10 protein-coding genes and 1 other annotated feature are annotated in these 14454 nt (G+C 54.6%); of the genes, 9 read left to right on the forward strand and 1 reads right to left on the reverse strand.

The window, feature by feature from the left end; all coding sequences use genetic code 11:
* Positions 1 to 15: 15 nt before the first annotated feature.
* From hemC to ysxE, 6 genes are all read left to right on the forward strand, one after another.
* Positions 16 to 945 carry a hydroxymethylbilane synthase gene (hemC, locus tag IC803_RS03655; protein WP_081208544.1) on the forward strand — a complete coding sequence of 310 codons (930 nt, stop codon included), beginning with the start codon at positions 16 to 18 and terminating at the stop codon, positions 943 to 945.
* A complete protein-coding gene (locus IC803_RS03660; RefSeq protein WP_081208542.1) occupies positions 945 to 1715 on the forward strand; it encodes a uroporphyrinogen-III synthase in 771 nt (256 codons plus the stop codon). The genes hemC and IC803_RS03660 overlap by 1 nt, the downstream gene beginning before the upstream one ends.
* Positions 1716 to 2690 carry a porphobilinogen synthase gene (gene hemB, locus IC803_RS03665; protein WP_081208540.1) on the forward strand — a complete coding sequence of 325 codons (975 nt, stop codon included), beginning with the start codon at positions 1716 to 1718 and terminating at the stop codon, positions 2688 to 2690.
* 15 nt (positions 2691 to 2705) lie between these two features.
* Positions 2706 to 3995, forward strand: coding sequence for a glutamate-1-semialdehyde 2,1-aminomutase (hemL, locus tag IC803_RS03670; protein WP_081208538.1), 1290 nt, complete (start codon positions 2706 to 2708; stop codon positions 3993 to 3995).
* 119 nt (positions 3996 to 4114) lie between these two features.
* Positions 4115 to 5179, forward strand: coding sequence for a stage VI sporulation protein D (gene spoVID / locus IC803_RS03675; RefSeq protein ID WP_081208536.1), 1065 nt, complete (start codon positions 4115 to 4117; stop codon positions 5177 to 5179).
* Between the two features lie 43 nt (positions 5180 to 5222).
* Entirely contained in the window at positions 5223 to 6254 is a 1032-nt protein-coding gene (ysxE, locus tag IC803_RS03680) for a spore coat protein YsxE (RefSeq protein ID WP_081208534.1), read from the forward strand.
* Here ysxE and IC803_RS03685 read toward each other — a convergent pair.
* Positions 6251 to 6439 carry a hypothetical protein gene (locus tag IC803_RS03685; protein ID WP_008881097.1) on the reverse strand — a complete coding sequence of 63 codons (189 nt, stop codon included), beginning with the start codon at positions 6437 to 6439 and terminating at the stop codon, positions 6251 to 6253. The two genes, ysxE and IC803_RS03685, sit on opposite strands and share 4 nt — an antisense overlap.
* A gap of 140 nt (positions 6440 to 6579) precedes the next feature.
* Positions 6580 to 6938 (forward strand) — a binding site (T-box leader).
* 69 nt (positions 6939 to 7007) lie between these two features.
* On the opposite strand from IC803_RS03685, the gene IC803_RS03690 reads away from it, so the two are divergent.
* The 3 genes from IC803_RS03690 to IC803_RS03700 all read left to right on the forward strand — a co-directional run bounded on the left by IC803_RS03690 (position 7008) and on the right by IC803_RS03700 (position 14389).
* Positions 7008 to 9668 (forward strand): valine--tRNA ligase, encoded by a 2661-nt coding sequence (locus IC803_RS03690; protein ID WP_370543803.1) that lies wholly within the window; start codon positions 7008 to 7010, stop codon positions 9666 to 9668.
* Between the two features lie 133 nt (positions 9669 to 9801).
* Positions 9802 to 11109 (forward strand): bifunctional folylpolyglutamate synthase/dihydrofolate synthase, encoded by a 1308-nt coding sequence (locus IC803_RS03695; RefSeq protein ID WP_081208530.1) that lies wholly within the window; start codon positions 9802 to 9804, stop codon positions 11107 to 11109.
* A 55-nt stretch (positions 11110 to 11164) separates the two neighbouring features.
* Positions 11165 to 14389, forward strand: a complete 3225-nt coding sequence (locus IC803_RS03700; protein WP_081208528.1) for a VWA domain-containing protein — start codon at positions 11165 to 11167, stop codon at positions 14387 to 14389.
* Positions 14390 to 14454 lie beyond the last annotated feature (65 nt).

Raw genomic sequence — 14454 nt, forward strand, 5'->3', positions numbered from 1 at the left:
TTGAGGAGGAACGAGATGCGAAACATTGTCGTCGGCTCGCGGCGCAGCAAGCTCGCCTTGACTCAGACGAACTGGGTGATCAACGAATTGAAGCGGCTCGGGGCGCCGTTTATGTTTGAGGTGAAAGAAATCGTCACGAAAGGAGACCGCGTGCTCGATGTCACGCTTTCCAAAGTGGGTGGCAAGGGACTGTTTGTCAAAGAAATCGAGCATGAATTGCTGACCGGCGGCATCGATATGGCGGTCCACAGCATGAAAGACATGCCGGCGGTGCTGCCAAGCGGATTGGTGATCGGCTCGGTTCCCCAGCGTGAGGATGCGCGCGATGTGCTCGTCAGCAAAGGAAATCGAACGCTTTCCGATCTGCCGCGTGGGGCGGTCATCGGCACGAGCAGCCTGCGCCGTTCGGCGCAGCTGCTCGCCTATCGCCCGGATGTGACGATCAAATGGATCCGCGGGAACATTGATACAAGATTAGCGAAGCTAGAAAACGAAGATTACGATGCCATCGTGCTGGCGGCAGCCGGTTTGGCGCGCATGGGCTGGAGCGATGATGTCATCAGCGACTACTTGCCGCCGGACGTATGCGTCCCGGCGGTCGGTCAAGGGGCGCTTGCCGTCGAGTGCCGCGAAAATGATCTCGAACTGCGCGAATGGCTGAACCGTCTGAACGATGAACAGACGGAACGGGCTGTTCGCGCGGAGCGTGCCTTTTTGCAGCAGATGGAAGGTGGATGCCAAGTGCCGATTGCCGGCTATGCGGAAGTGAAGGAGGGAACGGTGCGCCTTACCGCGCTTGTTGCCTCCCCAGATGGCAAAGAACTGTATAAGGAAATCGTCACTGGAGCCGATCCGGAAGCGGTCGGCCGACAGGCGGCTGCCATCTTGAGCGAACAAGGGGCAAAAGCGTTGATCGAGCGGGTGAAAAAGGAGCTGGGCGACTAATGGCCAATCGCGCCTTGGCTGGCAAGACGGTACTTGTCACTCGTGACAAAAGGCAGTCGGCTTCGTTTTCCGCCAAGCTGCGCGCCGTTGGCGCCGTGCCGATCGAAATCCCGCTCATAGCGATCCGCCCGGCGGCTGCGCCGGAAGCCATCGCCGCGCTCGCCGAGCGGCTCGGGGAATACCGCTGGCTCGTTTTGACGAGCGTGAACGCGGTCCGCTTCTTTTTTCCGCACATTTCGTTGCCGCGGCCGCTGCCGAATATCGCCGTCGTCGGGCGGAAGACGGCGGCGGCGCTCGCTGAGTACGGCGTTTCGCCGACGCTCGTGCCGGATGATTTCACCGCTGAACGGCTTGCCGCCATGCTTGCGCCGCACCTGAAGCAAGGCGAGCGGGTGCTGTTCGTCAAAGGTGATCTGGCGCGCCCGGTGCTGCCTGAGGCGTTAAGGAAAGCCGGAGCGACGGTCGATGAGTTTACGATCTATCAAACGGTGCCAGACCTAAGCGGTCGAGAACCATTGTTGGCGCTGCTGCGCGAACGGAAACTGGATGTGGTGACGTTGATGAGCCCATCGGCGGTTCATACTCTTGTCGGTCTTCTTGGCGAGGAAGCAACCGCGCTTCTCTCCGGCGTCGCTGTCGCCTGCATCGGGCCGGTGACAAAAAAGACGGCGGAGCGGGAAGGAATAACCGTACATATTTGTCCAGCTGATTATACGGCTGATGGTATAATGAAAGCGATGGAACAATATTTTTCCATGGAGGGACGATAAATGCCATTGTCATTTGACCGCCATCGCCGCCTGCGGCAAACGGCCGCCATTCGGGCGATGGTGCGCGAGACGCATCTCCGCGTTGATGATCTCATTTATCCGCTGTTTGTCGTCGAAGGAAGCGGCATTCGCCGCGAAGTGCCATCGATGCCTGGGGTGTACCATTTATCGCTTGATCGTTTGACGGAAGAAATCGATGAAATCGCCGAGCTTGGCATCCGGGCGGTCATGGTGTTTGGCGTGCCGGACGAAAAAGATGAAGTTGGTTCGCAGGCATATTGCGAGACCGGGATCGTCCAGCGGGCGATCCGCCAAATGAAGGCTCAACGCCCGGAGATGGTCGTCATTGCCGATACATGTTTATGCGAATACACAAGCCACGGCCATTGCGGCGTGGTGGAAAGCGAACAAGTGCTGAATGACCCGTCGCTTGAGCTGCTCGCCAAAACGGCAGTCAGCCAGGCGCAAGCCGGCGCTGATATTATCGCGCCGTCGAACATGATGGACGGGTTTGTCGCTGCTATTCGCCACGGGCTTGATGAAGCCGGGTTTGAGAACGTGCCGATCATGTCGTATGCCATTAAGTACGCCTCGGCGTTTTACGGTCCGTTCCGCGATGCCGCGGACAGCGCGCCGCAATTCGGCGACCGGAAAACGTACCAAATGGATCCGGCCAATCGTCTTGAGGCGTTTCGCGAGGCGGAATCCGATATCAAAGAGGGCGCCGATTTCCTGATGGTCAAACCGGCGCTCGCCTACATGGACATTATTCGTGACATCAAAAATCGTTTCCCGCTTCCGCTTGTCGCCTATAACGTGAGCGGCGAGTATTCGATGGTGAAAGCGGCGGCGCAAAACGGCTGGATTGATGAAAAAACAGTCGTGATGGAAATGTTGACCGGAATGAAGCGGGCTGGCGCGGACTTGATCATCACATATTTTGCGAAAGATGTGGCCCGCTGGCTGGCTGACTAGAGAGGGGGCGGAATCGTGCGAAGCTATGAACGATCGAAAGCGGCTTATAAAGAAGCCGTGACATTAATGCCGGGCGGAGTAAACAGCCCGGTGCGCGCGTTCAAGTCGGTCGGGATGACGCCGATTTTTATGGCGCGCGGCCAAGGCTCGAAAATTTACGATATTGACGGCAACGAATATATCGACTATGTGTTGTCGTGGGGACCGCTCATTTTAGGGCACGCTGATCCACAAGTCGTCGAAGCGTTAAAACGGGTGGCCGAACAAGGGACGAGCTTCGGCGCTCCGACGCTGCTTGAGAACGAGCTGGCTAGGCTCGTCATCGAGCGGGTGCCGTCAGTCGAGATCGTGCGCATGGTCAACTCGGGAACGGAAGCGACGATGAGCGCCCTCCGCTTGGCGCGCGGCTACACGAAGCGCAACAAGATCATCAAGTTCGAGGGCAGCTACCACGGGCATGGCGATTCGCTGCTCATTAAAGCCGGCTCCGGCGTGGCGACGCTCGGGTTGCCGGACAGCCCGGGCGTGCCGGAATCGGTCGCCCAGCATACAATCACCGTTCCGTACAACGATTTGGACAGCGTCCGCTATGCATTTGAGCGGTTTGGCGAAGACATCGCGGCGGTCATCGTCGAGCCGGTGGCCGGCAATATGGGAGTCGTGCCGCCCGTCCCTGGCTTTTTGGAAGGGCTGCGCGACGTGACCAAACAATACGACGCCCTATTGATTTTTGACGAGGTGATGACCGGCTTCCGCGTCGACTACCATTGCGCCCAAGGATATTACGGCGTTGAGCCGGATTTGACGTGCCTTGGCAAAGTGATTGGCGGCGGCCTGCCGGTCGGGGCGTACGGCGGCAAAGCGGAAATTATGGAGCAAGTCGCACCGAGCGGGCCCGTATATCAGGCTGGCACGCTGTCTGGCAACCCGCTTGCCATGACGGCTGGCTACGAAACGCTCCGCCAACTGACGCCGGAAACGTATGAAGAGTTCAGCCGCAAAGCGGCGCGCCTTGAAGAAGGGCTGCACCAAGCCGCCGAAAAATACGAAATTCCTCACACCATCAACCGCGCTGGATCGATGATTGGCTTTTTCTTCACGAACGAGCCGGTCATCAATTACGAGACGGCTAAAACGTCCGATTTGGAGCTGTTTGCCGCCTATTACCGGGAGATGGCGAACGAAGGCATTTTCTTGCCGCCGTCGCAATTTGAAGGGCTGTTTTTGTCGACGGCGCACAGTGATGATGATATTGAATATACGATCGCCGCTGCCGAACGGGCATTTGCCCGCCTGCGCGGCTAGAGGAAATGGGCTGCCGCCACGGCCAGCCCGATTTTTTTATCATACCGCCTCTTTTCCGTTCATACAATGGATAATGTCATAGAAACTATTTGCCGAGGGGACGGAAGGAGGAAGTCCGGTTGGAGCAATCGTATTTGCGTTTTTCATTGGAAGAGTCAGTCTGGTTTAAAAGCGGACAGGAAGTCGCCGAGTTTTTGTCCATTTCTCTTGACCCGATCATTTCCGTCGACGAGTACGACCAATATATTACGATTCGCGGTGCGCTCGAGTTAAGCGGAGAATTCCGCCAAGCGGACGAACCACAGCAGGCGGACGTCGACGATGATGCGTTTGAGTTGGCGAGCTATCGATTCATTCAGCACATTTCGGTGCGTGAAGACGGCATTCGCGAACTGTCACACCGTTTTCCGATCGATATTACAATCCCGAAAAACCGCATTCGTGAACTTGAAGATGTGTACGTGACGGTGGAATCGTTCGACTATGATTTAAGCGACAACGGACGGCTGCTCGTGACCGCCGACATCTCGATCAGCGGGATCAGTGAATCGCCGCTCGTCGATGATTTGCCGAACGATGATGAAGATGAAGAGCCGTTGTTTGCCCCGTTTGAGTCAATCGCCCGCAAAGAGGCGGCCGGTGGTGAAGCATTTGCAACGGAGGATCGCCCTGCTAGCGAGAAGCACGAACAGCCTGTCGCTGCAGTCAGCGAAACGTCTGCTTCCATCGTTGAGCCAGCAGCTGTGCGTCATGAAGAAACGCCGTCTGATGAAACAGAGGATGGAAAAGAGCCGTTCTTACCGCTTGAGACGGAAACGAAAGCCGTCAACGCGGAAGTGGAAGAGGAGATTGATTCCCTCCTGCCGCCAACGGAGGCGAAAGTATCGATCGGGGCCGCTAAAAAAGCGGTGAGTGAAGAGGACGAGGAAGAACAAGAAGCGGAAGTGAAAAACGAAAACGCCCTTTATTTGACGAAGCTGTTTGCCAAAAGCGAAGCGGAAGAGTTTACCACCGTCAAAATTTGCATCGTCCAACAAGGAGACTCGTTGGACAAGATTGCTGAACGGTATGATGTGACCGTCTCGCAGCTGTTGCGCGCCAACGATTTGGAAAGCCCGGATGACGTGCACGAAGGGCAGCTGTTATATATTCCGGCCTTGGCGGGAAGCCGTCCTTTCTCATGAAAGGAACGCTTTCCGTTTCTTTTGCCGGTGAGGGGGCGTAACGATGGCCATACGGTCTGAAACGTACCGCGCCGTGCTTCACCAGTATGGGCTTCAGCCGCAGCGCATCGAACAGCGGGGCAAAGCGGCAAAAGTGTACACCGATCGCGGTGTTTTTGCCTTAAAACCGCTCGACGGTGAACAAGAGGCGGCTGCTCTCTGGCAATCGCTTCACTATTATGGACGCCATTGCCCTCCGTTTTATTGGACGCGGCAACGGTCGCCGTTTGCTGCGGAGGGAAGCCGCCTTTACTATTTGCAAGCATGGCAGGAGGAAGAAACGAAAACAAAAGAAGAAACGGTGCGCACTTTTTTTCGTGGGCTGGCCCGCCTCCATCGCGCTACCGTCCGCACCGTCGAGGCGAGCGAAGAGGAGATCGCCGCGTATCGAAAGCAAAAAAAAGACGAATGGCAGCAGGAGCGGGCGGTTTGGGAAGAGCGGGTTGAGCGGTATGAAACCGCTTGGTACATGTCACCGTTTCAGCTGCAGTGCTGCACGTATTTTCATGAGGTGATGCGCGCTTACTTGTTTGCCGAGGAGCAGTTGGCTGCGTGGGAGGAGGCGCTCGAAGAAACGAAACAATGGCGCATCGCTTGGGTGCACGGAAAAGCGCGCCTTTCCCATTACGTGGCGCCGTATTGGATCAGCTGGGAACGGGCGCACTGGAATTCGCCGGTATACGATTTGATCGCCGCGCTTCGCGTGCATGTCCGAACGCTTCCACCGCTCGGTCCCGAGTGGATGGGGGGAATGGATGAATACGAAAAGGAATTGCCGTTATCCGCCGGGGAGCGGGCGTTTTTATACGGCCATTTAGCCGAGCCTCGCGGGTTTATCCGCTGCCTTGAACAATATGAAGCCGCTCCGCGAACGGAACGGAACGAGCGGGAATATGTCGCCGCCTTGCAGCGCTGTTATTTTGCCTTTAAAAACATGGAAGCGGTCGTGATGCATCTTGTCCAACGCGACGCCGCGCGGCAGCAAGAAGAGGCTGTCAGTCATGAAGCACCAGCGGAAGGGGACGGCAACGGTTAAATCCATTCCAAATGGAGCGCCACAGCAATCAAAACAAAGATGGCTAATAAAATGACATCGAACGTCGTCGGCAAAAAAATGGTGCGAATGGCTTGAAAAATGGTGAGCGGAATGATCACTTGGGCACAGACGGCGCGCACTTGCCTCAGCCACGGCGGCCACGAATACGGGTTGAATCGCCGCATCGGCATTTCCCTCCTTCTCTGATTTACTATACAATATGAAAAGAACGATCATTTGTCACCAAACCGGAGCGAGTGGAATAAATAAATAAAAACTTGGCAAAGATGATGGACAATGGTAGTATAATAATCGAATAATGACGAAAAAAGCGAAGACAGGGAGGAGTACAGCAGTCCGCGCCTGCAGAGAGGGAAATCAAAAGCTGCGAGATTTCCTAGGATGGCGGTTGCTGGAAGGTCGCCCTTGAGCTGCTTCGTTGAAAGGCGAAACCGCCGAGTAGAGGAAGCCGGCTTGATGCCGTTATGCCAATGAAGCGCTTAAGCCCTAGAGGGCAGGTGGTTGAATGGAGAATGTGGTTGAAAGACGCCGTTTCCCAAAGCCGGGGCACGTTGCGGCCACTTCGGATGGAACATCGCCCGGTGCTTGAACGGCACTGTTTTGCCATCCTCTAGGCTTAAGAAAAAAGGTGGTACCGCGAAAGCAGCTCCTTTCGTCCTTTTTGGATGAAAGGGGCTTTTTTGCTTGCCGATCGGATGATGCACTCCGTAGGCAACAGCCATTGTCGATCACATGAAGGAGGGAACAAAAGTGGCACAGCATGAAGTGTCGATGCCACCAAAATACGACCATCGCGCCGTTGAGGCGTGGCGCTATGACTGGTGGCTGAAAGGCAAGTTTTTTGAAGCGACCGGCGATCCGGACAAACAACCGTTTACGATCGTCATTCCGCCGCCGAACGTCACCGGCAAACTGCATTTGGGGCATGCATGGGATACGACGCTGCAAGACATTATTACCCGCATGAAGCGGATGCAAGGATATGACGTTCTTTGGCTTCCGGGCATGGATCATGCCGGCATCGCCACCCAGGCAAAAGTGGAGGAAAAATTGCGCAGCCAAGGGCTGTCGCGCTACGATTTAGGCCGAGAGAAATTTTTGGAAGAAACATGGAAATGGAAAGAAGAATATGCCGGCCATATTCGCAGCCAATGGGCGAAATTGGGCCTTGGCCTCGATTACACGCGCGAGCGGTTTACGCTTGATGAAGGGCTGTCCAAAGCGGTGCGCGAAGTGTTCGTCTCGCTTTACCGGAAAGGGCTCATTTACCGCGGCGAGTACATCATCAACTGGGATCCAGCGACCAAAACCGCCTTGTCTGACATCGAGGTCGTTTATAAAGAAGTAAAGGGTGCGCTGTATCATTTACGCTATCCGCTTGCTGATGGCTCGGGCTACATTGAAGTGGCGACAACCCGCCCGGAAACGATGCTCGGCGATACGGCCGTTGCGGTTCATCCGGATGATGAGCGGTACAAGCACTTGATCGGCAAAATGGTAAAATTGCCGATCGTCGGCCGCGAAATTCCAATTATTGCGGATGAGTATGTCGATATGGAATTCGGCTCCGGCGCGGTGAAAATTACACCGGCACACGACCCGAACGACTTTGAAGTCGGCAACCGCCACAATTTGCCGCGCATTCTCGTCATGAACGAAGACGGTACGATGAACGAAAATGCTTTGCAATATCAAGGGCTTGACCGGTTTGAATGCCGGAAGCAAATCGTCCGCGACTTGCAAGAGCAAGGCGTCCTCTTTAAAATTGAGGAACACGTCCACTCCGTCGGCCATAGCGAACGGAGCGGCGCGGTCGTTGAGCCGTATTTGTCAACGCAATGGTTCGTTAAAATGAAGCCGCTCGCAGAAGCTGCCATCAAGCTGCAGCAAACGGACGGAAAAGTGCAGTTCGTGCCGGAGCGGTTTGAAAAAACGTACTTGCACTGGCTTGAAAACATCCGCGACTGGTGCATTTCGCGTCAGCTTTGGTGGGGGCACCGCATCCCGGCATGGTACCATAAAGAGACGGGGGAAATTTACGTCGACCACGAGCCGCCGAAAGACGTTGAAAACTGGGAGCAAGACCCGGATGTGCTTGATACGTGGTTCAGCTCGGCGCTCTGGCCGTTCTCGACAATGGGCTGGCCGGATGCCGACTCGCCGGACTACAAGCGCTATTACCCGACCGATGTGCTGGTCACCGGCTATGACATCATTTTCTTCTGGGTGTCGCGCATGATTTTCCAAGGGCTTGAGTTCACCGGAAAGCGGCCGTTTAAAGACGTGTTGATCCACGGTCTCGTTCGCGACGCCCAAGGACGGAAAATGAGCAAGTCGCTCGGCAACGGCGTCGATCCGATGGATGTCATCGACCAATACGGTGCCGATGCGCTCCGCTACTTCTTGGCGACCGGCAGCTCGCCGGGACAAGATTTGCGCTTTAGCACGGAAAAAGTCGAAGCGACGTGGAATTTTGCGAATAAAATTTGGAACGCCTCGCGCTTTGCCTTGATGAATATGGGCGGCATGACGTATGAGGAGCTCGACTTAAGCGGCGAAAAAACGGTTGCCGACCATTGGATTTTAACGCGCTTAAACGAAACGATCGACACGGTGACGAAGCTCGCCGACAAATACGAGTTTGGCGAAGTTGGACGCACGCTGTACAACTTTATTTGGGACGATTTGTGCGACTGGTACATTGAAATGGCGAAGCTGCCGCTTTACGGCGATGATGAGGCGGCGAAAAAGACGACGCGTTCAGTCTTGGTGTATGTGCTTGACAACACGATGCGTCTGTTGCATCCGTTCATGCCGTTCATCACCGAGGAAATTTGGCAAAACTTGCCGCATGACGGCGAATCGATCACCGTCGCCTCGTGGCCGCAAGTGCGCCCAGAGCTGTCGAACGAAGAAGCGGCCGAAGAAATGCGGATGCTTGTTGACATCATCCGTGCGGTTCGCAATGTTCGCGCCGAAGTGAACACGCCGCCGAGCAAGCCGATTGCGCTCTACATTAAGACAAAAGACGAACAAGTGCGCACAGCGCTTTTGAAAAACCGCGCTTATTTAGAACGGTTCTGCAACCCGAGCGAATTGGTCATTGATATGGATGTTCCGGCGCCGGAAAAAGCGATGACCGCCGTCGTCACCGGGGCGGAGCTCATTTTGCCGCTTGAGGGGCTGATCAATATTGAAGAGGAAATCAAGCGGCTTGAGAAAGAGCTCGACAAGTGGAACAAAGAAGTCGAGCGCGTCGAAAAGAAACTGGCAAACGAAGGCTTTTTAGCGAAAGCGCCGGCCCATGTCATCGAAGAAGAGCGGCGCAAGCGGCAAGATTACATCGAAAAACGCGAAGCGGTGAAAGCGCGCCTCGCTGAGTTGAAACGGTAGACAAACGATTGTTTGGTTGATTATGATGAAGACGAATCCGCTATCATGCGGGTTCGTCTTTTTCGCTGGCGGAAGCCGTCCGGCCCATCGCCAGCCTTTCGATCTAGATCTTCTCAAGGGAGGAGTCGTGAATATGATCCGCACATATGAGGAAGCCGTCGCTTGGATTCACGGGCGGCTGCGGCTTGGCATGAAGCCGGGACTAAAACGGATGGAATGGATGATGGAAAAACTCGGCCATCCGGAGCGCCGCGTCCGCGCTGTCCATATCGGTGGAACGAACGGCAAAGGGTCGACAGTGGCGTATTTGCGCTCGATTTTGCAAGCAGCGGGGTATTCCGTCGGCACGTTCACTTCGCCGTATATCGAGCAGTTTAACGAACGGATCAGCGTCAATGGCGAACCGATTCGCGATGAAGAAATCGTTGAGCTTGTGCAAGTCATTCAACCGCTCGCGGACGAACTCGAACGAACAGAACTTGGCGGACCGACCGAATTTGAAGTGATCACCGCCATGATGCTCTATTACTTCGGCAAAAAACAGATTCAAGATATTGTGCTCATTGAAGTCGGACTCGGCGGCCGGCTCGATTCGACGAACGTCATTTATCCGCTTGTTTCCGTCATTACGAACGTCAGCTATGACCATATGAACATTTTAGGCGATACACTCGGGCAAATTGCCGCCGAGAAAGCGGGAATCATCAAATCCGGGGTGCCGCTCGTGACAGCGGTGCAGGAGCCGGAAGCATGGGAAGTCATTGCCAAGACGGCAGCGGAACGGAAGGCGAAAACATACCGTCTCGGCGTTGATTTTGCCGTCTCCGATCAGCAAACGACCGCGGAAGGGGAGCAGTTTTCCGTCACGACACCGTTTGCTGCGTATCATGATTTGCGCATTCAAATGCCGGGCGTCCATCAAATCGAAAACGCGGCAACGGCCGTCATGGCGGCTGAACTGCTGCGGCTTAGCTATTCGTTTTTGATCGAACCGGAGCACATTCACGACGGGCTCGCTATGGCCGCTTGGCCCGGCCGGTTTGAGCGGGTGAGCGATGATCCGCTCGTCATTATCGACGGCGCTCATAACGAAGCCGGGATTCGCTCGCTCGTGGAGACGGTGCGCGCCCATTATCCTGACAAACGTGTCCATGTCTTGTTTGCCGCGTTGGCGGACAAGCCGCTTGAGCGGATGATTCAACGTCTTGATGAGCTCGCGGATACGATCACGTTTACCACGTTTGATTTTCCGCGCGCGGCAGCGGCGGAACAGTTGGCGGACCTTTCGTCTCATCTGCAAAAAGCGGTGACAGGTGATTGGATCGGCTGGATCGATGGGAAGAAAGACCGAATAGGGAGAGATGAGTTGTTGCTCATGACGGGATCGCTTTACTTTATATCTGAAGTGAGAAAACGTCTAAAAAATAATGCCAAGCGATGAAAAGGATTGATATAATGGAAGAAAGATAGTTCTTTTGGCGCGGGAGGGGAAGCGCATGAAGCGGTGGCGCGGCTGGCTTTTATGGGGAATGTTGTTTTGGCTGATGGCAAGCCTATGGCCGATGAAAGCAGGTGTTGTGTACGCCGATCAAACAGAGGGGGCCATTACGTTCGTTTCGGATGAGAAGATTGAGGGATGGGCGACCGCACCAGGGAGCGGTAGCGGGCAAGGGAACAGCATTCGCTACTTTATGGTTCGCATTCAGCCGAAGGAACAAAGCGGCGCGGCAGTCAGCTACCGAGCCGAAGCGGTGGAAGCGCCGGCGGACCGAAACGGGGAGAAAAACTATACGTTTTCTCTTGATATGCGCGGGAAGTGGCCGCCGGCTTCGGGAACAAGGGCGACTTACCAAATCACCGTCGATGCGTATCGCGTGTTAGGGAATGGAAAAGAGGATGTGTATTTTTCATTTCCACAGACGCCTTATCCATATACGAGGCAAACGGAGGCGAGCACGGCGAAATTGGATTTTTCCCTTTCGTTTTCACAGCCGGAATACGCTAAGCCGCCAAACGGCGATGCCCAAGGCCGGCTCGATGCGACGCTCATTCCACAAGGGGCCGTTTCATCGCCCGTCCGTCCGCCGATCGATGTGGTGTTTGTGATGGACGTGTCGGGATCGATGACGATGATGAAGTTGCAAAGCGCCAAATCTGCTTTGCAGGCAGCGGTGAATTATTTCAAAACCAATTATCATCCGAATGATCGGTTTGCTCTGATCCCATTTTCTGATGACGTAAACGAAACAGGTGTGGTTCCATTCGGATTTAAATCCAATGTCATTAGTCAACTAGATGCCATAATTGATAAAGGAAATGGTTTGACGGCCAACGGCGGGACGAACTATTCGGCCGCCTTGTCGCTTGCCCATTCGTATTTTAACGATCCGGCGCGGAAAAAGTACATTATCTTTTTGACCGACGGAAAGCCGACGGTGTTAAACACAACAAGTTCGATTACGTATAAGGAAATTAGGAGAGCTTTTTTTGGATTGAAATATTATTATGGCGACAAAATCACCTCTTCCTTACCGCTCACGTATGTACTGTACAGCGATGGGAAAACGGCCAGCATCGATTTTACCGATAAGGACGGTTATGACCGACTATTTTACAACAATGGTGCCGATTATGTGAATGGATGGCCGTTTTCCACCGATAACGGCTATCCGTTCACGTATGACCGGGTTGAAGGAAAAATTCGCACCGATGCCGCCAATGTGGCAAAAACGCTTGGCATGAACAACATTACACTGTATTCGATCGGTTTTGGCGACAATAACGAGGTCGATATGGACTATTTGCGGGCGCTGTCGGCGACAGCGGGAGGGGAAGCGCGGCAAGGAACGCCGCAAAACTTGACCGAGTTGTTTCAACGGTTTTCACAGATGTCCACCGATCCGACTTTGACGGGAACGATTCGCATTCCGCTTTCATCATTCGGCGGCAATGTAGCCATTGCAGAAAACGGTCAAGTATGGCTGGATGAAGACAGACAAAACGCGTATATTTCATTTTCGATTCCGTATGAGGTCGGGAAGCCGGCGCCGGCGCCGATTACGATTCCGGTTTCCGTCTCTTTTAAGCAAAAAGGGACATATACGTTTACGGCCGAACTAACGTACCGTGATGTATACGGGCAGCTGCAGCCGGCAGTGACCAAGACGGTGACGGTCACAGTGAAAGACGAAGTGCCCCCATTTTTTGAAGGAACGGCTGCTTTGAACGGAATCAGCCGCAAGGTCGATGATTTGGTGAAGAACGGAACTGATGATGGGGATGACAACCGATTCCGAGCCGAGTATTCGTTCAAGCCGTCCGGCTACGTCGGCGCTGCTTCCGGTACGATTAGTCATATCACGCTCATCCAGCCGCTTCCGGATGGCATTACCGCGTTGCCGGGGGAGAACGTGACGATCGATAGCCAAAACGGCGTCCGCTGCGCGAAAGTTACGTTCCCCAACCGGACGATCGGTTATTCTCAGCTTGGGAAAATCACGTTATCCGCACAATTGACGATGCAGGCGGAGTGGGCGATGGATCGAGTGCAGCTTCCTGCGGCGATTGTGGAGTTTACAGACAGCCGCTATGGAAAACGAACGTCAACGCTGGAGCCGCCGCTAGAGAAAATCGGCATGAAAGTGCGCCTTGCCGATTTTCCGAACCTTTATTATGAGGGGGATTATCGCGGACTCGTTTCCAAATGGGAATCATCTGCTTTTCGACTCGGTTGGACCACCCATCCGAATGATTATGGGTTGTTGCCGCTGCCGGTGAAAGCGATGCAATACGATTCGAACAATGACGGGATCTTGCTTGTCACTTACAGCAATGGCCAGACGGTGCGCGTCGCCTTGAAGCCGCAGCTGTCGATCATAACGGAAAGCGGTGTGGCGGAAAACGGCGCTGTGATCACGGAAGCGCCGACTGTCAAAATGGTGGGGCTTGTCGCTGGCGAAGGGGTGAAGTACGAGCATCAAGTCGTACGAAATGGCGTGGTTTCACATTGGCAGCCGCTCGCTTCGCCGTATATGATTTCTATTTCCGATGACGGTGAGTATACTGTCGCGGTGCGTTCGGCTGGGGGACTGACGCGCGGTGACGGAACGACGAAGGTGACGTTCCGTTATCACAAGTTAATCGACCGTTTAGTGCTTGGTGATTACAAAGAGACGATGAACGTCGGTGAGGAGCAACACATTCGAGTGACGATAGAGCCCGCCGATGCGACGAACAAAACGCTTGCGTGGACATCAAGCGACCCAAATGTCGCATCCGTAGACCAAAACGGCACGGTGACAGCGCGAAAGCCTGGCACGGTGACGATTGCCGTCCGTGCGACTGACGGCAGCAACGTGCAAGCGTCGGCGACGATTACGGTCATTGATCCATACGTGCCGCTCGAACGGATGGCGTTCCGCACCCCGGTGCTGTACATGGAAGTCGGCGAACGGCTTGAAGTAATGCCGCAGCTTCGCTTCATTCCGGACCATGCGACCGATCAAACGCTTCGCTCCGTTGAATCGTCCGCACCGGAGTATGTCGCGGTTGTCCGTGAAAACGGCGCATGGGTTTTGGTCGCCAACGATGTCGGTTATGCGACGGTGACAGCGACTGCCAATGCGAAAACGAGCGATCAGCAGCCGATTTGGGCGAACGTGACGGTGATTGTTCGCGAACCGGAAGATCACGTTGATAACGACAGTCGAAACCGCTGGTAATCGACATCAACACCCCCAAGCTTGTCGGCAAGATCAAATGATATCGACAATTGAGTGGAGGTTTT

Origin of the sequence: Geobacillus sp. 46C-IIa, assembly GCF_014679505.1 — a bacterium.
Lineage (GTDB): Bacteria > Bacillota > Bacilli > Bacillales > Anoxybacillaceae > Geobacillus.